Genomic DNA, 17,437 nt, shown 5'->3' with positions numbered 1-17,437 from the left:
GCGAACGGTTCAGGCCGAGGCGATCCGCCCCGCGGTGAACACGACACGCGCCAGCTCCTGGTGGCAGATGTCGCTGTGCGCACCGGAGGGCGGACCGCCCCGGCGCACCACCGCGGCCGCGTCCACGCTCACGCACCCCGTGGTGGGCACGGCGTGACCGAGGGTGATGCGCTGGGTGCCGTCCACGGCCTGGATCCCGTCGTAGCCGATGGCGCCCCACCGCTCCCACAGGTTCAGGAAGCTCGTGGAGTCACCTGCCAGCTTCGACGCCAGCGGATAGAGCTTGCCGAGCGCGTCGTCGTGCCGCGAGTAGCAGGAGATCAGCGGTCCGTCGATCCGCCGCTGGATGCCGTGCAGGGCGCCGCCGCGCGTGGCGTCCTGGGGCAGCCGGTCGGCGAACGCGTAGTGCGAGAAGGCCCCTTGGAGCAGGGTCGTCGACTTCACGGTGCGCACGTCGGCGGGCATCCCGCGCAGCGCGTACGACACGAGCCTCGCGCCGAAGCTGTGCCCGATCAGATGGACCCGGACCGTCGGTACGTCACGGGCGAGCAGACCGATCGCCGGGCCGAGGCCCAACTGCCCGATCGCGCCGGCGCGTCGCTTCATCGCGTAGTAGGTGCCCTGCCGCAGCAGCTCGTGCGCGCCGTTCCACAGCCGTTTGCGCAGCCGCCCGAAGAGCTCGGGCGCTCCCTCGGTGTCGAGGACGGCCGCGAACATTTCGCAGACCTCGATCGCGTCGTCGGTGAGCATGGCGGGCTCGCCCGCGCCGGTGTCCTCGCCGAAGTGCCTGGCCGGGTGGGACTCGCGCAGCGACACGAGGTCGCGGACCAGGCGCCCGAACTCGTAGAGCCGGGACGGCACGTCGGAGTGTTCGGCGAGCAGCTCGGCGATCCGGTCGAGCTCCGCGTGGTGCTCGGGGAAGGCCCGCGCGAGGGCCTCGCGGGTGACCTCGTCGAGCACGGGTTCACCGGGCGGCGCCGCGGCCGGGGTGGCGGCGGACGGGGGGAAGTCGGGGATGGGCTCGTCGGCGAAGCGGATGGCGGGCCAGAGCACGCCGACGTAACCGAGGCGCACCCGCGCCCCTGACATGGCCTGGCAGGGGGCGAAGAAGCGCTCGTACAGCCGCCTCGCGTCCCGCTGCTCGTTGTTCCAGCCGTGCGCGAAGACCAGCAGATCGGTGACGCGTTCACGTTCCGCGCCGGACAGCAGCTCTTCGCGCTGCGCGGTGTCGACGTCGCCGTCGGCGTCGAAGGTCAATTCCCAGTAGGGCTCCACGCCGGTATGGTCCTGCTGACCGGCGTGCCTGGCCATACACCGCGCACCACGAGCGGCACGTGGCAAGCTTGTGCCGCATGATCGACGACTTCGCGAAGGACACCCTGCACGGGAGACTGCGGCGGGACCGCACGGCGCTGCTCTGGAAGCTCGACGGCTTGTCCGACTACGACGCGCGCCGACCGCTGACGGCGACAGGGACCAACCTCCTCGGCCTGGTCAAGCACCTGGCCAACGTCGAGGCCAGGTACTTCGGCGAGGTCTTCGACCGCCCTTCCCCGGAAGGGCTTCGCCGGTGGCAGGACCACTCCGGCGGCAGCGACCTGTGGGCGGCCGAGGACGAGACGCGTGACCAGATCATCGCGTTCTACCGGCGCACGTGGGAGCACTCCGACGCGACGATCGACGCGCTTGCGCTCGACGCCCCCGGCCACGTGCCGTGGTGGCCGGAGCCGCACCCCAACACGAACCTGTTCGCCGTCCTGGTCCATGTCCTCGGCGAGTCCAACCGGCACGCCGGGCACGCCGACATCCTGCGCGAGGGCCTCGACGGCCGGACCGGGGCGCGCCCCGAACACGAGCAGCGGATCGACGACGAAGCCCGTGCGGCCCACCGCGCGAAGGTCGAACAGGCCGCCAGGGCGGCCGCGTCCATCGCGGATCCCGCCACGTGAGCCACCCGCTCAGGCGAGTTCCCGCTCCCGCGTCTCCGGCAGCGCGAGCACGCACACCAGCGACACGACCGCCATGGCGCTCACGTACCAGCCCACCGAGGAGGAGCCGAACGCGGACTGGAGGCGGGTCGCCACCAGGGGAGAGACCGCGCCGCCGAGCACGCCGCCCAGGTTGTACGCGAGCGAGGCGCCCGAGTAGCGCACGTTCGTGCTGAACAGCTCCGGCAGGTAGGCGCCCATCGGGCCGTAGACCACGCCCATGCAGAAGAGCGCGCCGCCGATCGCGAGGGCGATGAGCACCGGCTGCTCGGTGTCCAGGAGCGGGAAGAGGACCAGGCCCCAGACCACCGCGAGCCCCGCGCCCGCGAGGACCAGCCTGCGCCGTCCCGCCCCGTCCGAGCGGGTCGCGGCGAGCCAGGTACCGGCCGCGAGGAAGAGGCAGGCCACCAGGGAGAGGCCGAGCATGGTGTTGCGGGAGACGTGCAGGGTGCCGGTGGCGTACGCCAGGCAGTACGTCGTGGCGGTGTAGAAGAGGCCGTACGCGACGACCATCCCGCCCGCGCCGAGCAGCAGTTCGCGCGGGTGGCGGCGGAGCACGTCGAGCGTGGGGACCTTGCTGGCCTCCTGCGCCGCCATGACCTTGGCGAAGACCGGCGTCTCGCTGATCCGCAGCCGCACGAAGAGTCCCACGCCGACGAGCAGGAACGAGAGCAGGAAGGGCACGCGCCAGCCCCACGAGCGGAACGCGTCGTCGGAGAGGGTGGAGGAGAGCAGCCAGAAGACGCCCGTCGCCGCGAAGAAGCCGACGGAGGGACCGAGTTGGGGGAAGGCGGCGTACATCCCGCGCTTCTTCTTCGGCGCGTGCTCCACCGCGAGCAGCGCCGCGCCGCCCCACTCGCCGCCGAGCCCGATGCCCTGGAGGAAGCGGAGCAGGATCAGCAGGACCGGCGCCCAGATGCCCAACGTGCCGTATCCGGGCAGGAGTCCGACGAGCGCGGTGGAGAGGCCCATCAGGAGCAGCGAGGCCACGAGCACGGACTTGCGGCCCACGCGGTCCCCGAAGTGGCCGAAGATCACCGAGCCGATGGGCCGGGCCGCGAACGCCACCGCGTAGGTGGAGAACGAGGCGAGGGTGGCGTTGACCGGGTCGAGGGTCGGGAAGAACGCCTGGTTGAGGACGAGCGCGGCCGCCGTGCCGTAGATGTAGAAGTCGTAGAACTCGATGGCCGTCCCGATGAAGGAGGCCACGGCCACCCGGCGCAGGCTCTCCGGGCTGCCGTCCGCGTCCTGGACCTGCTGTTTCACTGTTGCTGTCGCTTCGCTGTGCACGAGCGGCACTCTCGTGGTGGATGGAGGGGGCAGTCAATACTTGATACGGCCAGTCTCGGTCACTGAGACTGCCGGTGGGCCGCGGTGACCTCGTGCAGATGGATGAGGACGTCGTGCGAGGGCGCGAGGCGGATCTTGTACGGGCCGTCGGGCCAGCCCGAGCCGATGCTGCGGGTCACGCGTGCCCGGCTCAGCCACTCCTTGGCCGGGGCGGGCAGGGCGCGCAGATCGACGAAGTAGTCGTCGAGACGCACCTTGTCGAGCGTGTACTCGTTCATGCCGCGGGTGGCCGGGCCCACCGAACGGGGCTTCCACACCTCGGAGTCCGGGCCCTGCGCCATGAAGCCACCCCGGTCGAAGGTGAACCCGATGCTCGCGTACCGCTTGCCGAGCCGGTCGCGCAGGAAGGCGCCCTGCATCTTCGGGTAGCGCGGGTCGTAGGACTCGTACGCGACGTGCGCGTTGTGGGCCGAGAGGAACACCTTGCCGCCGTCGTACCGCTGCCACCACGCCGTGTTCTCCGCCATGATCCGGTCGCGGTAGAGCATGGCGTCCCGCTGCCCTTCGGCCGTGTCGAGCGGGAAGGCGTACATGTCCCCGGTCTGCGCGACGGACAGGGCGTGGTGCAGGGCCAGTTCGTACGCCGTGCCGCCTCCCGCGGGCCGCCGCTCCTTCAGCAGGTCGTACGCCGCCCACGCCTTCTTCGCCAGCGCCTGGCGCTCCGCGCGCGGCAGCGCCATGTAGGTGTCGCCGTCCGTCACCCGGCGCAGCGGCGCGTACAGGGCGTCGATCCGGCCGAGCAGGTCGGGATCGTGCTCGCGCACGTAGGCGCGCACCCCGTCGAACAACTCGACGCCCTGCTCCGGGTAGTTGAGGTCGTCACCCATGACGCGCAGCTCGCGCTCCGGGTTCCTGTCGTTGTACGCGCGCATCCAGGTGAGCAGATGGACGTACTCGTCGGTGTCCCACGGCGTCTTCGCCAGTTCCCGGTGGACGAGTGCGCGCACGTCGCCCTTGCGGCCCTCGCCCCGCACGTAGGCGTCGAAGCGAAGGCCGGTCGTCCAGCTCATCTCCTGCGCGAAGGTGGTGAATCCCTTCTCCTTCACGAGATGGCGGAACACCCGCTCCTTCATGGTGAAGAACTCGTGCGAGCCGTGGGTCGCCTCGCCGAGCCCCACCACCGAGGCGCCGCCCACCATCCGGCCGAGCGCCCGCAGGTCCTCGGTGTTCCCGCCGGGGTCGGTCGAGCGCAGGGGGTGGGCCGCGCGCTCGATCGCCGCGACCGGATCGGCGGGACGGGGTGCCGCTCCCGCGCCCTGGGGCGCGTACAGCACGGCCCCCGCCCCTGCCGCCGCGACCAGCAGCAGGGGAACTCCCCGTCGTGTCACCCGTGTCATGCCGAACCTCCCTGTTCCGCCCGCGCGAACCCACGCGGATCGACCGGAAGATCACGGTCTCCCACGCGGCGGGAGCGGCGCCATGGAGCAGGCACCCCGTGGCGTAGTGGGGCCTGCCCCACCGGGGCGTCAGGAGTAGCGCAGATACCGGCGGCGCACCGCCCGGAAGCGGGTGAGGTCGTCCTGCCAGGCGCCCACCACCTCGTCCGTCCCCGCACCCGCGTCGATCATCGTGCGGACCCGGGCCGAGCCGGTGAGCTTGTCGATCCAGTGGTCGGGGCGCCAGGCGAAGCCGCTCCACGCCTTCCTCGCCGTCACCAGGAGCGCGATGCCGGTGCGCACGGGGTCGTACGACTCCCGGTCGTGCACGTGGAGTTGGACGCCGCCGATGGTCTTCCCCCGGAACTTGTCGAAGGTGGGGGCGAAGTACGCCTCCCTGAAGTACACGCCCGGCAGGTCGAGCCGGTCGAGCGCGGCCGCCCACCGCCGGTCGATCCCCTCCGCGCCGAGCAGTTCGAAGGGGCGGGTCGTGCCGCGCCCCTCGGAGAGGTTCGTGCCCTCGAACAGACAGGTGCCGCCGTACGCCAGGGCGGTGTCGGGCGTCGGCATGTTCGGGCTCGGCGGCACCCAGGGCAGCCCCGACGCGTCGGGGAAGTCGGTGCGCCGCCAGCCCGTCATCAGGACGGTCTCCAGCTCGACGGGCCGCTTCAGGAACTCCCCGTTGAACAGCCGCGCCAGCTCCGCGACCGTCATGCCGTGCGTCTGCGCGATCGGCTCACGCCCCACGAAACTCGCGAACTCCCTGCGCAGGACGGGTCCGTACGCCTCGCGGCCCGACACCGGATTGGGCCGGTCGAGCACCACCAGGCGCTTGCCCGCGAGGCGCGCCGCCGCCATGCAGTCGTAGAGCGTCCAGATGTACGTGTAGAAGCGGGCGCCCACGTCCTGGATGTCGAAGACGAGGGTGTCCACGCGGGCGGCCGTGAAGACGGCGGCCAGGTCCTCGCCGCTCTTGCGGTAGGTGTCGAACACGGGAAGCCCGGTGGCCGGATCGTCGTACCTGCCCTGCGAGCCGCCCGCCTGCTCGGTGCCCCGGAAGCCGTGCTCGGGGCCGAACACCGCGACCAGGTCCACGCGCTCGTCGGCGTGCATCACGTCCACGACGTGCCGCACGTCGCGCGTCACCCCGGTGGGGTTGGTGACGACGCCGACCCGCTGTCCTTCGAGGAGCCGGTAGCCGTCGGCGGCGAGGCGCTCGAACCCGGTGCGAAGACGGGGTCTCGGCCCTTGTCCGGCGTACGGGGTGGCGGCGGCCGGGGCCGCCGGCGTCAGGGCGGTTCCCGCGGTGGCGGCGAGGAGTCCGCGTCGGGAGAGGTTCATGGGCCGGACGCTAGTGGCCGAGGGGGCGCCGGGGAACGAACCCGGGCCGTGCGCCCCCCTTTCGCCGCGACATACCGACTGGTTAGTCTGCGAGGAATGCCGAGGCGCCGGGGGAGCCTGCCGAGCCGCAGGTCGAAGGAGAACGATCGTGGAGACCCTGCAGGACAAGGGAGTTGTCGTCACCGGTGCGGGAGGCGGCATCGGGGCCGCGCTCGCCCGCCGCTTCGCCGCCGAGGGGGCGCGCGTCGTCGTCAACGACATGGACGGCGCCAAGGCCAAGACCGTCGCCGACGAGATCGGCGGGATCGCCGTGCCGGGCGACGCCTCGCTGATCGTGCGGGAGGCGGCGGACGCGCTCGACGGCACGGTCGACGTGTACTGCGCCAACGCCGGGCTCGGCTCCGGCGGCAGCGAGGCCGCCCCCGAGGAGGTCTGGGCCGCGGCCTGGGACGTCAACGTCATGGCCCACGTGCGGGCGGCGCACGCGCTCCTGCCCGGCTGGCTGGAGCGGGGCAGCGGCCGCTTCGTCTCGACCGTCTCCGCCGCCGGACTGCTCACCATGATCGGCGCCGCGCCCTACAGCGTCACCAAGCACGGCGCGTACGCCTTCGCCGAATGGCTCTCGCTCACCTACCGGCACCGCGGCATCAAGGTCCACGCGATCTGCCCGCAGGGCGTGCGCACCGACATGCTCGCCGCCACCGGCACCGCGGGCGACCTCGTGCTCGCGCCCACCGCGATCGAACCGGCGGCCGTCGCGGACGCGCTCTTCGCGGGCATCGAGGAGGACCGCTTCCTGATCCTTCCGCACCCCGAGGTCGCCGCGTACTACCAGGCGCGGGCCGCCACCCCCGACAAGTGGCTGACCGGCATGAACCACATCCAGCAGAAGTGGGAGGAGACGGAGCGGTGAGCGACACGACCTCGATCTACGCCGCGAAGCCCTGGCTCGCGCGCCTCAACGACGCCCAGCGCGGCCCCGTACGGCCCGCCGCCTCCGTCGTGCACGCCTTCCGCTCGGCCGTGGAGCGGGCGCCCGAGCACACCGCGCTCGCCTACTTCGACGGGCGCCTGAGCTACCGCGAGACGGACGCGCTCACCGACTCCGTGGCCGGACACCTGGCCGCGCGCGGCATCGCACGCGGCGACCGCGTCGCGATCCTCCTGCAGAACACCCCGCACTTCGTGATCGCGCTGCTCGGCGCCTGGAAGGCGGGCGCCACGGTCGTGCCCGTCAACCCCATGTACAAGTCGGCGGAGGTCGGCCACGTCCTGGCCGACGCGGGCGTGGCCGCGCTGATCTGCGCCGACCGCGCCTGGGAGACGTACCTGCGCGAGACGGCGGCGGACTCCCCGGTCCGCGTCGTGCTCACCGCCTGCCAGCTCGACCTCCAGACGCGGGGCGACACCCGGGTTCTCGACTTCGAGCGGCTGCCCACGCCCGCCGACGCCGACGACCTGGTGGCGGTGGCGCGCCAGGGCGTCGCCGCGCCCGCCGACCGGACGCTCGGCAGGGACGACATCGCCCTGATCAGCTACACCTCGGGCACCAGCGGCGCCCCCAAGGGCGCCATGAACACCCACGGCAACATCACCTACAACGCCGAGCGGCAGCGCGTCGGCTGCACGATGCCGCAGGGCTCCTGCTACTTCGCGATGGCGCCGCTCTTCCACATCACCGGCATGGTCGCGCAGGTCGCCGGGTGCATCGCCAACGCGGGCACCCTCGCGCTCGCCTACCGCTTCGAGGCGGGCGTCGTCCTCGACGCCTTCGCCGAGCACCGGCCCGCCTACACGGTCGGCCCCTCGACCGCCTTCATGGCACTCGCCGCCCACCCGAAGGCGACCCGCGCGCACTTCGACTCCTTCCAGATGATCTCCTCGGGCGGCGCCCCGCTGCCGCCCGCCCTGGTGGAGAGGTTCCGCGCCGACTTCGGCCCCTACCTGCACAACGGCTACGGCCTCACCGAGTGCACCGCGCCCTGCGCCTCCGTGCCGCCGGGGCAGGAGGCGCCGGTCGACCCGGTCTCGGGCACGTTGGCCGTCGGCGTTCCAGGCCCCGAGACCGTCGTACGCATCCTGGACGACCTCGGCCAGGAGGTGCCCTTCGGGGAGCACGGCGAGATCGTGGTGCGCGGACCGCAGGTGGTGCCCGGCTACTGGCAGCGGCCCGAGGCCACCGGCGAGTCCTTCCCCGACGGAGAACTGCGCACCGGCGACATCGGGTTCATGGACCCGGCGGGCTGGCTCTACGTCGTCGACCGCAAGAAGGACATGATCAACGCGTCCGGCTTCAAGGTCTGGCCGCGCGAGGTCGAGGACGTCCTCTACACCCACCCCGCGGTCCGCGAGGCGGCCGTCGTCGGGGTGCCCGACAGCTACCGCGGGGAGAGCGTCAAGGCGTACGTCAGCCTGCGTCCCGGCAGTGACACCGGCGCCGACGAACTGATCGCGTACTGCGCGGAGCGGCTCGCCGCCTACAAGTACCCGCGCGAGGTCGCGATCCTGGCGGAGCTCCCGAAGACGACAAGTGGGAAGATCCTCCGGCGGGAACTGCGTTCCCGTGCACGGAACAGTCAATGATGCGAAAGGCAGGTGGCGGCAGTGGCCAGGACGACGGACGGTGACGGCACGCCCGTCCCGCAGCGGCTGCTTGCCGCCGCCACCCGGCTCTTCGCCGACCGCGGCTACGACCGCACGTCGGTGCAGGAGATCGTGGAGGCGGCCGGTGTCACCAAAGGCGCGCTCTACCACTACTTCGGCTCCAAGGACGACCTGCTGCACGAGGTCTACGCCCGGATGCTCCGCGTCCAGCAGGAGCGGCTCGACGCCATCGCGGACGCGGACGCGCCCGTCGAGCAGCGGGTCCGCGACGCCGCGGCCGACGTCGTGGTCACCACCATCGACAACCTCGACGACGCGTCGATCTTCTTCCGCTCCATGCACCACCTGAGCCCTGAGAAGAACAAGCAGGTCCGTGCGGAGCGGCGCCGCTATCACGAGCGGTTCCGCGCGCTGATCGAGGAGGGGCAGGCCTCCGGCGTCTTCTCCACGGCGACCCCCGCGGATCTCGTGGTGGACTACCACTTCGGGTCCGTCCACCACTTGTCCACGTGGTACCGCCCGGAGGGCCCGCTCACTCCTCAGCAGGTGGCGGACCACCTGGCCGACCTGCTCTTGAGGGCCCTGCGGGCCCCGTAGGGGCGCGGGGAACTGCGCGCTCAGCCCCCGCCGGGGCGCGGTCGCGTCTGCCGCGGCAGGCCTTACGGCGGGCGCGGCCCGTCGCGGGCTGGCCGCGCAGTTCCCCGCGCCCCTTACGGGGCTACACGTACTTCTTCAGCTCACGCCGCGCGAGGGAGCGCTGATGCACCTCGTCGGGCCCATCGGCGAGCTGCAAGGTCCGCGCTCCCGCCCACAGTTCCGCGAGCGGGAAGTCCTGGCTCACGCCCCCCGCGCCATGGAGCTGCACCGCCCGGTCGAGGATGTCGACCACCGCACGCGGCGTCGCGATCTTGATGGACTGGATCTCCGTGTGCGCGCCCTTGTTGCCGACGGTGTCCATCAGCCAGGCCGTCTTGAGTACGAGAAGACGCAGCTGCTCCACCGCGACCCGCGCGTCCGCGATCCACTCCTGCACCACGCCCTGCTGGGCGAGCGGCTTGCCGAAGGCCGTACGGGAGACCGCGCGCCTGCACATCAGCTCGATGGCGCGCTCGGCCATGCCGATCAGCCGCATGCAGTGGTGGATGCGGCCGGGGCCGAGCCGCGCCTGCGCGATGGCGAAGCCGCCGCCCTCCTCGCCGATCAGGTTCGAGACGGGGACCCTGACGTCGTCGAAGACGACCTCGGCGTGGCCGCCGTGGTAGTGGTCCTCGTAGCCGTAGACCTTCATGGCGCGCCGCACTTCGAGGCCGGGGGTGTCGCGCGGGACGAGCACCATCGACTGCTGGCGGCGGATGTCGGAGGCGTCCGGGTCCGTCTTGCCCATCACGATGAAGACCTTGCAGTCGGGGTTCATCGCCCCGGAGATGTACCACTTGCGGCCCGAGACGACGTACTCGTCGCCCTGCCGCTCGATCAGCGTGGTGATGTTCGTGGCGTCGGACGAGGCGACCTCGGGTTCGGTCATCGCGAACGCCGAACGGATCTCACCGGCGAGCAGCGGCTCCAGCCACTGCTTGCGCTGCTCGTCCGTGCCGAACTGCGCGAGGACCTCCATGTTGCCGGTGTCGGGCGCCGCGCAGTTCAGCGCGGTGGGCGCCAACTGCGGGGAGCGGCCGGTGATCTCGGCGAGCGGCGCGTACTGGAGGTTGGTGAGGCCCGCGCCGTGCTCCGCGTCGGGAAGGCTGTGCTGGTCTACAAAGAAGAGATTCCACAGCCCCTGGCGACGGGCCTCGGCCTTCAGCTCCTCGACGACCGAGGGCGTGTCCCAGGGCGAGGCGAGCAGGGCGCGCTGCTCCTCGACGACCTGCTCGGCCGGGTGGACGTGCTCCTCCATGAAGGCGAGCAGCTTGGCGCGCAGCTCTTCGGTGCGCGCGTCGAATGCGAAGTCCATGGCTGTCCCTCAGCCTTCCTGTCGTCCCTGGAGAGTGGTGAGGCCGTGCTCGATGAAGACCGGGACCAGCTCGCCGATCCGGTCGAAGCCCGCGCCGACGGTCTGGCCGAGCGTGAAGCGGTAGTGGATGCCCTCCAGGATCACGGCGAGCTTGAACCACGCGAAGGCCGTGTACCAGGAGATGGCGCCGACGTCGCGCCCCGACCGCGTGGCGTACCGCTCGATGAGCTCGGCCGGGTCCGGGTGGCCGGGGGCGCCCGCCGTGGTGCTGACGGGGGAGTCGGGCAGCTCCAGCTTGACGCTGTACATGGCCAGGAGGCCCAGGTCGGTGAGGGGGTCGCCCAGCGTGGACATCTCCCAGTCGAGCACCGCCCTGATCCGGTCGGACCCGTCGATCAGGACGTTGTCGAGCCGGTAGTCGCCGTGGATGACGGTCGCCGCGGGCGAGGTGGGCAGCGCGCGGCCGAGGGCGGCGTGCAGCTCGTCGATGCCCGCGAGGTCGCGGCCGCGGGACGCGTCGAGCTGCTTGCCCCAGCGGCGCAGCTGCCGGTCGAGGAAGCCGTCGGGGCGCCCGAAGTCGCCGAGGCCGACCGAATCAGGGTCCACGGCGTGCAGGTCGACGAGGGTGTCGACGAGCGTGAGCACCGCGGCGCGGGTCCGCTCGGGGCCGAGCGGCGCGAGCTGTTCGGCGGTGCGGTAGGGGGTGCCCTCCACGTACTCCATGACGTAGAAGGGCGAGCCGATGACCGACTCGTCCTCGCACAGGAGCACCGGCTTCGGCACCGGCACGTCCGTCGGGTGCAGTGCGCTGATCACCCGGTGCTCGCGCTTCATGTCGTGCGCGGTGGCGAGCACGTGGCCCAGCGGGGGGCGCCGCACCACCCAGCGGGACGCGCCGTCGGTCACGGCGTACGTGAGGTTGGACCGGCCGCCCTCGACGAGCCGGGCCGAGAGCGGCCCGCCGACCAGCCCTGGCCGTTCGCGGTCGAGGTGGCCGCGCAACGTCTCCAGGTCGAGGCCCGGTGGGTGGACTGCGCTCATCTTCACTCCTGATCGGCGAGGCGGTGGCGTGCCACACCATGATGCCGACCAGTCGGTATGTCGTCTAGGGGCTATCGGGGACGGGCCAGGAAGGGGCGCGGGGAACTGCGCGACCAGCCACACCCGGCCCGCAGTCGTCCCGCGTGCTCAGGGGCCCTCAGTGATCGTCCCAGTGCCCTTCGTGGGCGGCGTGCCGATGCCCATCGTGCAGATAGTCGACGTGATCGGCGTGGCTGACGGCGTCATGCCCGCAGCCGTCGCCGTGCTGGTGATCATGCCCCTGATGGGCCACGTGCCCGCTCGGCTCGCACTCGTCGTAGTGGTCGGTGTGCAGCCGGTGCAGATGCCCGTCGTGCGCGTAGTCGACGTGGTCACCGTGCGGCACCTCGGGATGGCCGCACGCGGGGCCGTGGACGTGGTCGTGGACGGGGTGTTCGTGGTGGAGCGTGGTCATGGCGCACACCTTCGATGGGGGGGGAGGGGTGACCCTCTCAGGCTAGCCCCCGATGCCCCTTTGATGGCGTTATGGGAGCCTTGTCGGTGTCTCTCCGACCTCCGTGAAGGCGACCCCATGAAGGCGATCAGCTACCGCAGCTACGGCGGACCCGAAGTCCTCGAGTACGGCGAGGTGCGCGACCCCAAGGTCGGCCCCGACTCCGTCCTGGTGAAGGTGCGGGCCGCCGCCGTGAACCCCGTCGACTGGAAGTGCCGCGAGGGCTACCTCGACGCCGCCCTCGACCCGGTCTTCCCCGTGATCCCGGGCTGGGACGTCGCCGGTGTGGTGGTCCAGCCGGGCGCGTCCGTGCCGGAGTTCGCCGTCGGCGACGAGGTCATCGGCTATGTGCGCGAGGACTTCCTCTCGCGCGGCACGTTCGCCGAGTACGTCGCCGCGCCCGTGCGCACCCTCGCCCGCAAGCCGCGCAACCTCACCTTCGAGGAGGCCGCGGGGCTGCCGCTCGCCGGGCTCACCGCCTACCAGGTGATCGTCAAGGCTCTTGAGGTCACCGAGGGCGACGTCGTGCTCGTGCACGCGGCCGCGGGCGGGGTCGGCTCGCTCGCCGTCCAGCTCGCCCGGCACGCGGGCGCCCGCGTCATCGGCACCGCGAGCGAGCGCAACCACGACTATCTGCGCGAGCTCGGCGCGGAACCCGTCACCTACGGGGACGGACTCGTCGACCGCGTGCGGGCCCTCGCGCCCGAGGGCGTCGACGCGGCCTTCGACACGGTCGGGGGCGACGCGCTCAAGGCATCGGCCGAACTCCTCGCCCCCGGCGGGAGGCTCGCCTCCATCGCGGACGGCGGCGTGATCGGGCTCGGCGGCCACTACTGCTTCGTACGTCCCGACGCCGCCGATCTGCGACGGCTCACCGAGCTCGCCGAGCAGGACGTCCTGACCGTCCACGTCGACGAGACGTTCCCGCTGGAGCGGGCCGCGGAGGCGCACCGGCGCAACGCGGAGGGCCGCACCCGGGGCAAGATCGTCGTCACGGTGGAGTGGACGGACTGACCCCGCGCCCCGCTCGGGGCCCTCTCAGAACACCATCGCCGCGGCGCACACCGCGAACGCCAGCGTGCACAGCGCCGCGGCCCGCGCGGTGCCGAGGGAGAGCGTCCGGGGCCCGCACGCGCTCAGGGCGACCATCCTGCGGTGCGCGACGGCCAGGAAGCCCAGCCAGAGCAGCAGGCACAGGGCGCAGGCGAGGACGCCGGGCACCGTCGGCCCCTGGTGCAGCGCGGCCCGTCCGGCGAGCACGGCGGCGACCGTGCACGACAGCGTCGTACGCCGCCACGCGAGCCGGGTGCGCTCCGGCTGGAGCCCGGGATCGCGGACCCGTTCCCCGGGATCGCGGACCTGTTCCCCGGCCGGTGTCACCCCGTCACCCCTCCCACCCGAAGAGCACGACCACCACCATGGCGAGCGCGACCACGGCGACGGCGAGGCCGAGCAGCACGGGGAAGCGGCTCGTGGGCAGGTCGTCGCCGCGCCGCATGGCCCGCTCGCAGCGCACCCAGTGGTTCACCGCGCGCAGCGAGCAGAGCACGCCCGCGGCGAGCAGCGCGAGCGCGAGCCCGATGCGCCACGCCCAGCGCAGGTCCGGCAGGAACTGGTCCACGGCGAAGCCGCCGCCGATCAGCGCCAGCGCGGTGCGCAGCCAGGCCAGGAAGGTGCGTTCGTTGGCGAGCGAGAAGCGGTAGTCGGGGGTGTCGCCCTCCTCGCGGATGCGTTCGGGCGCGAACCACATCCGCAGGCCCTGTACGAAATTGCTCACGGGCGCACCATAAGCCGTGCCAGGTCAGGCCGCGCGGAAGGCCCTCAGCCGGTGGTAGGCGTCGAGCCCGTCCGGCACCCACTCCCACGTGCCGAGCCGCCGCTCCAACTCGTCGTCGGTGACGAAGTCGTGCCAGGCGACCTCCTCGGCCTGCGGGTCCACCGGCAGGTCACAGCGCACCTCGTACAGGGCGGACCACCAGGAGTGCCCGGCGCCGTCGTCGTACAGGAACTTGAACAGGGGCGTGGGGCGCGGCAGTCCCTGGACCCCCAGCTCCTCCTGTGCCTCGCGCAGCGCCGCGTCGTCGTACGACTCGCCCGCCCCGACCACGCCGCCGACGAACATGTCGTACCGCGAGGGGAAGACCAGCTTGGTCGGGGTGCGGCGGTGCACGAAGAGACGGCCCCGGGCGTCCCGCACCTCGATGAACACACAGCGGTGCCGCAGGCCACGCGCGTACGCCTCGGCGCGGGGGGCCTCGCCGACGACCTCGTCGTGCTCGTCGACGATGGTCAGGATCTCTTCGCGGGGGTCGGCCTGTCCGGCTGCTGAGTCAGTCATGCCGACCATCCAACCTCACTGCCCCATGACGTACTTGACCGTGGGGCCCGCCGTCCAGCCGCCGTCGACGGCGAGCTCGGCGCCGGTCACGTAGGAGGCGGCGTCCGAGAGCAGGAAGACCATGGCGCTGGCGATCTCGTGCGGCTCGCCGACCCGGCCCATCGGGGTGTTGGGGTACTTGCCCTCGCCCTGCTCGATGCCGACCTGGGCGGTCATCGGGGTGTACGTCATGCCGGGGTGGACGGAGTTGACGCGGATGCGGGCGGTGCCGAGCTCCACGGCGCCGATCTTGGTGAGGCCGCGCACGCCCCACTTGGACGCGCCGTACCCGGCGGTGAGCGCGAGGCCCATGAGCCCGGCCGCGGAGGAGATGTTGACGATGGATCCGCCCCCGGCCTCCTTCATGGCCGGGATGACGGTCTTCATGCCGATGAACACGCCGGTGAGGTTGATGTCGAGGACCTTGCGGAAGTGCTCGACGGACTCCGACTCCAGGAACTGTCCGGTGGATATGCCCGCGTTGTTCACCAGGCCGTGGATGCCGCCGAACTCGGCGACGGCGAAGTCGGCCACCCGCTGCCAGTCCGCCTCGGACGTCACGTCGTGGTGGACGAAGCGGGCGCGCTCGCCGAGGGCCTTCGCGGTGGCCTCGCCCTCCTCGTCGAGGACGTCGGTGAGGACGACGCTGGCGCCCGCGGCCACCGCCTGGCGGGCGGCGTCCGCGCCCAGGCCGCGGGCGGCGCCCGTGATGACGACGGTCTTGCCGGTGAGGTCGTGCTGGGTCATGAGGCATCTCCAAGGTGGGGTCGCGGGGCCCGCAACAGGGCCGCGGTGGTTTCGACGAGGTCGGCGAGGAAGAGCCGCTCGTCGGTCAGGGGGGTGGTGCCCGCCAGGTACTGGCGGGCGCGGTCGCCGAGGGCGGCGCCGACCAGCGTCAGCGCCAGGTCCAGGCGCTCCAGGCGCAGCGGCTCGGGCAGGCCCGCCTCGGTGAGGCAGTCCTCGACGAGCCCGATGAGGCGCCAGTAGACGGTGCCGTCGATGGTGGGGTGCGGGGTCCTGGTGCGTACGCCGCTCTCGTGGCTGAGCTGGGCGGACACGCGCAGACAGCGCCGCCCGCGCTCGGTGCGCAACTCGGTGGCCTCCGCGGCCACCAGAGCACCGAGCAGCCCGCGCAGCCCCGCACCGTCGCCGACCCGCTCCAACTCGTCGGCGAGCACCAGCTCGGTGCGCTCCTGACGCGCGGCCATCACGGCATCGAGCAGCCCGCCCCGGGAGCCGAAGTGGTACTGCACGGCAGAGGGATTGCTCTGCCCCGCGATCCGCACGATGTCCCGCAGCTGGGCCCCGTCCACTCCCTGCTCGGCGAAGACCTCTTCACCAGCACGAATGAGCTTCTCCCGAGTCTCGGGACCTGATGTCCTGGCCATGCCCCCACTCTAATGCCGACCATTATTAAAAGCGAGGAAGCACCTGCGGACCCCACTGGACGCGCGGCCCGGCCAGGGGCGCGGGGAACGGCGCGCCCAGCCCCAACGAGCCCGCAGGTGATGTGCGCGGCTCGGCGTGGAGGGTCCCCGTGCGGCTCGGCTGGACGCGCAGGCCGGGGCGGCCCGGTCAGGGGCGCGGGGAACTGCGCGCCAAGCCACAGCGAACCCGCAGGGAGTGTGCACGGCCTCGGCGTGGTGGGCCCCGGTGCGGGCTCGGCTGGAGGCGCGGGCCGGGGCGGCCCGGTCAGGGGCGCGGGGAACGGCCGCGCCCAGCCACAGCGAACCCGCAGACGCCACCGGCACACGAACCGGCCACGGCGTGAGGCGACACCCCGCCTCAGGCCCGCTGAAACTCCCGCTCCCCGGCCGCCCCACCCCTCGGCATGGCCGGGTGCAACCCAAGAAGCACCACCCCCACCACGATCCCGAGAAGCCCACCCGCCTCCCAGGCGAGCGCCCCCGCATCGGTGTGCAGACGGTCACCGAGGAAACCCACCCCGCACGCGATCCCCGCCAACGGCTGCGCCGCCGTGAGCGCGGGCAGGGACATCCGCAGCGGCGCCGTCTCGAAGGCGCTCTGGACGAGGACGAGGCCCGCGACGCCGAGCGCGACCACCCCGTACGGCTGCCACCCGGCAAGAAGCCCCGCCCAGCCGTCCGCGGACAACCGCTGCCCGCTCACCCGCGTCAACGCGTCCTGCACGCCGTAGAGGAGCCCGGCGGCGAGCGCGAGCAGGGCGGGCCCCGCGCTGAGCCGGGACCGCTTGGCGTACGCCGTGAGCAGCAGCGCGCCGCCGACCATCACGCCGATGATCAGCCAGTGCCGCACCGGATCCGTCACCGCGGCCCCGCCGTGCGGCCGGCCCGCCACGATGAACGCCGTGACACCGCCCGCGAGCAGCGCGAGCCCGGCCCAGCCCTGGCGGCCGAGCCGCTGGCCCGTCTGGTGGCGCGAGAGGGCGAGCGCGAAGAGCAGGTTCGTGGCCAGCAGCGGCTCGACCAGCGTCACCTCGCCGTGCCCGAGGGCGACCGCGCCGAGCGCCATGCCGCACACCATCAGGCCGATCCCGGCGAGCCAGCGCGGCACCCGCACCAGGTCGAGGAGCAGCCGGGGCGAGAGGAAGTCGCTCAGCGGCGCGAGCCGCGCCGCGTTCTGCTGGAGCACGAAGCCGAATCCGAGGCAACAGGCGGCACCGACGGAGAGGAGGAGGACCGTAACCGGCACGTGAGGCACCTCGGGGCTCAAGGCGGGTCGGGGGACGGGTGCTTGGCGGGGCGTCGCGGCGGAGCGGCCTTGCCGTGACACCGCCGCGCGGGCGGGTACTTGGCCGACGATAGTCCCCTTCGTCCCGCTCCGCGCCCGCCCGCTTGACGAACTTCCGCCGTCTGTCGGTTGACGTCCGTCACCGCGCTATCCAGGATCTGACCCACCAGTAACTTTGCGGGACCCTGTCGAGGAGGACGACCC

The 17,437-nt window shown here is 72.3% G+C and carries 18 protein-coding genes; 5 read left to right on the top strand and 13 right to left on the bottom strand.

Going from position 1 to position 17,437, the window contains the following annotated elements:
• Positions 1 to 9: 9 nt before the first annotated feature.
• Positions 10 to 1,311 carry a serine-threonine protein kinase gene (locus KY5_RS07850; RefSeq protein ID WP_098241536.1) on the bottom strand — a complete coding sequence of 434 codons (1,302 nt, stop codon included), beginning with the start codon at positions 1,309 to 1,311 and terminating at the stop codon, positions 10 to 12.
• Between the two features lie 41 nt (positions 1,312 to 1,352).
• Here KY5_RS07850 and KY5_RS07845 point away from each other — a divergent pair, with 41 nt between their 5' ends.
• Positions 1,353 to 1,949, top strand: coding sequence for a DinB family protein (locus KY5_RS07845; protein ID WP_098241535.1), 597 nt, complete (start codon positions 1,353 to 1,355; stop codon positions 1,947 to 1,949).
• Positions 1,950 to 1,958: 9 nt separating this feature from the next.
• On the opposite strand, the gene KY5_RS07840 is transcribed toward KY5_RS07845, so the two are convergent.
• From KY5_RS07840 to KY5_RS07830, 3 genes are all read right to left on the bottom strand, one after another.
• Positions 1,959 to 3,278 carry an MFS transporter gene (locus KY5_RS07840; RefSeq protein WP_234362646.1) on the bottom strand — a complete coding sequence of 440 codons (1,320 nt, stop codon included), beginning with the start codon at positions 3,276 to 3,278 and terminating at the stop codon, positions 1,959 to 1,961.
• Positions 3,279 to 3,337: 59 nt separating this feature from the next.
• A complete protein-coding gene (locus tag KY5_RS07835; protein ID WP_098241533.1) occupies positions 3,338 to 4,675 on the bottom strand; it encodes an erythromycin esterase family protein in 1,338 nt (445 codons plus the stop codon).
• Positions 4,676 to 4,804: 129 nt separating this feature from the next.
• Positions 4,805 to 6,055 carry an exo-beta-N-acetylmuramidase NamZ domain-containing protein gene (locus tag KY5_RS07830; RefSeq protein WP_098241532.1) on the bottom strand — a complete coding sequence of 417 codons (1,251 nt, stop codon included), beginning with the start codon at positions 6,053 to 6,055 and terminating at the stop codon, positions 4,805 to 4,807.
• Positions 6,056 to 6,200: 145 nt separating this feature from the next.
• Between KY5_RS07830 and KY5_RS07825 the strand changes: the two genes are divergently transcribed.
• The 3 genes from KY5_RS07825 to KY5_RS07815 are packed head-to-tail and all read left to right on the top strand — an operon-like array spanning position 6,201 to position 9,256.
• On the top strand, positions 6,201 to 6,968 hold the full coding sequence (locus KY5_RS07825) for an SDR family oxidoreductase (RefSeq protein WP_098247112.1): 768 nt from the start codon (positions 6,201 to 6,203) through the stop codon (positions 6,966 to 6,968).
• Positions 6,965 to 8,638, top strand: a complete 1,674-nt coding sequence (locus KY5_RS07820) for a class I adenylate-forming enzyme family protein (RefSeq protein ID WP_098241531.1) — start codon at positions 6,965 to 6,967, stop codon at positions 8,636 to 8,638. The genes KY5_RS07825 and KY5_RS07820 overlap by 4 nt, the downstream gene beginning before the upstream one ends.
• Before the next feature lie 21 nt (positions 8,639 to 8,659).
• Positions 8,660 to 9,256: a TetR/AcrR family transcriptional regulator gene (locus KY5_RS07815; protein WP_098241530.1), complete on the top strand. Its 597-nt coding sequence runs from the start codon at positions 8,660 to 8,662 to the stop codon at positions 9,254 to 9,256.
• A gap of 121 nt (positions 9,257 to 9,377) precedes the next feature.
• On the opposite strand, the gene KY5_RS07810 is transcribed toward KY5_RS07815, so the two are convergent.
• The 3 genes from KY5_RS07810 to KY5_RS07800 form a co-directional block, all read right to left on the bottom strand.
• Positions 9,378 to 10,610, bottom strand: a complete 1,233-nt coding sequence (locus KY5_RS07810; protein WP_098241529.1) for an acyl-CoA dehydrogenase family protein — start codon at positions 10,608 to 10,610, stop codon at positions 9,378 to 9,380.
• Between the two features lie 9 nt (positions 10,611 to 10,619).
• Complete coding sequence (locus KY5_RS07805) at positions 10,620 to 11,651, bottom strand: phosphotransferase family protein (RefSeq protein ID WP_098241528.1); 1,032 nt, start codon at positions 11,649 to 11,651, stop codon at positions 10,620 to 10,622.
• Positions 11,652 to 11,808: 157 nt separating this feature from the next.
• Positions 11,809 to 12,105, bottom strand: a complete 297-nt coding sequence (locus tag KY5_RS07800) for a hypothetical protein (protein WP_098241527.1) — start codon at positions 12,103 to 12,105, stop codon at positions 11,809 to 11,811.
• 117 nt (positions 12,106 to 12,222) lie between these two features.
• On the opposite strand from KY5_RS07800, the gene KY5_RS07795 reads away from it, so the two are divergent.
• A complete protein-coding gene (locus tag KY5_RS07795; RefSeq protein WP_098241526.1) occupies positions 12,223 to 13,158 on the top strand; it encodes an NADP-dependent oxidoreductase in 936 nt (311 codons plus the stop codon).
• Positions 13,159 to 13,182: 24 nt separating this feature from the next.
• On the opposite strand, the gene KY5_RS07790 is transcribed toward KY5_RS07795, so the two are convergent.
• The 6 genes from KY5_RS07790 to KY5_RS07765 form a co-directional block, all read right to left on the bottom strand.
• Positions 13,183 to 13,524 (bottom strand): DUF202 domain-containing protein, encoded by a 342-nt coding sequence (locus tag KY5_RS07790; protein ID WP_098241525.1) that lies wholly within the window; start codon positions 13,522 to 13,524, stop codon positions 13,183 to 13,185.
• 4 nt (positions 13,525 to 13,528) lie between these two features.
• Positions 13,529 to 13,894: a YidH family protein gene (locus KY5_RS07785; protein ID WP_418952862.1), complete on the bottom strand. Its 366-nt coding sequence runs from the start codon at positions 13,892 to 13,894 to the stop codon at positions 13,529 to 13,531.
• A 51-nt stretch (positions 13,895 to 13,945) separates the two neighbouring features.
• Positions 13,946 to 14,482, bottom strand: a complete 537-nt coding sequence (locus KY5_RS07780; protein ID WP_098247111.1) for an NUDIX hydrolase — start codon at positions 14,480 to 14,482, stop codon at positions 13,946 to 13,948.
• 15 nt (positions 14,483 to 14,497) lie between these two features.
• Complete coding sequence (locus KY5_RS07775; protein WP_098241523.1) at positions 14,498 to 15,268, bottom strand: glucose 1-dehydrogenase; 771 nt, start codon at positions 15,266 to 15,268, stop codon at positions 14,498 to 14,500.
• Positions 15,265 to 15,909, bottom strand: a complete 645-nt coding sequence (locus tag KY5_RS07770; protein WP_098241522.1) for a TetR family transcriptional regulator — start codon at positions 15,907 to 15,909, stop codon at positions 15,265 to 15,267. The genes KY5_RS07775 and KY5_RS07770 overlap by 4 nt, the downstream gene beginning before the upstream one ends.
• A 397-nt stretch (positions 15,910 to 16,306) precedes the next feature.
• Positions 16,307 to 17,194 carry a DMT family transporter gene (locus KY5_RS07765; RefSeq protein WP_098241521.1) on the bottom strand — a complete coding sequence of 296 codons (888 nt, stop codon included), beginning with the start codon at positions 17,192 to 17,194 and terminating at the stop codon, positions 16,307 to 16,309.
• Positions 17,195 to 17,437 lie beyond the last annotated feature (243 nt).

The organism is Streptomyces formicae, from assembly GCF_002556545.1.
Taxonomy (GTDB): domain Bacteria; phylum Actinomycetota; class Actinomycetes; order Streptomycetales; family Streptomycetaceae; genus Streptomyces; species Streptomyces formicae_A.
Note: the sequence above shows the minus strand (reverse complement) of the source record. Positions and strands in the feature narration are given on the sequence as shown.